The 276-nt window shown below is 57.6% G+C and carries 1 protein-coding gene; it reads left to right on the top strand.

Annotated elements, in window-relative coordinates:
* Positions 1 to 276 (top strand): SIS domain-containing protein (locus R0J87_RS20080; protein ID WP_498888454.1); only part of this gene is annotated, 276 nt, incomplete at both ends.

Genomic DNA, 276 nt, shown 5'->3' with positions numbered 1-276 from the left:
CGGAGAGCAGCATGGCGCGCGCCGCAGATGTGCATCTGTGTGTTAAAGTAGCGAAAGAAGCCTGTCCGTTAGGGCTGGCACCGACCAGCAGCACCACCGCCACGCTGGTTATGGGCGATGCCCTCGCTGTCGCGCTGTTAAAAGCACGCGGCTTTACTGCTGAAGATTTTGCGCTCTCACACCCAGGCGGCGCACTGGGTCGTAAACTTCTGCTGCGCGTAAACGATATTATGCATACGGGCGATGAGATCCCGCATGTTAAGAAAACGGCCAGTC

The sequence above is a fragment of the Halomonas sp. SIMBA_159 genome (genome assembly GCF_046536035.1).
GTDB lineage: Bacteria > Pseudomonadota > Gammaproteobacteria > Pseudomonadales > Halomonadaceae > Vreelandella > Vreelandella venusta_A.
Note: the sequence above shows the minus strand (reverse complement) of the source record. Positions and strands in the feature narration are given on the sequence as shown.